The organism is Frateuria sp. Soil773 (assembly GCF_001428405.1).
Taxonomy (GTDB): Bacteria; Pseudomonadota; Gammaproteobacteria; order Xanthomonadales; family Rhodanobacteraceae; genus LMSL01.
On record NZ_LMSL01000023.1, the window covers coordinates 7,421 to 7,796 of the forward strand.

The window sequence follows — 376 nt, forward strand, 5'->3', positions numbered from 1 at the left end:
GCCCCGGCGGGCCCCGCGTCCTGCCACGGCGCCTGGCTGAGCCGGAAGCGCGTGCCGGCGCGGGCGCTACGCACGGTGCCGCGACCTTCCCAGCGCCGCTGGCGCGCCTCGTGCGCCTGGGCCAGCCGGTGCGCGCCCTGTGCCGCCNTCCCGGAGGCTGGCCTGCGCGGCGGTGGCCGCGCCGGTCTTGTAGTCGTGGCTGAGCAGGGTGACGGCGTCCGGCGCCAGCGCCTGCACCGCGCCGAGCGCCTGGAGGGCATCGCTGGCCTCCACCGCGGCGNGCGCGATGGAAGCGCAGGCCGCCGGTGCCGGCGGCGGAGCTGGCGTCCTCCGGCAACTGGGTGCTGTCGGCGAACACCACCAGCACGTGCCCGGC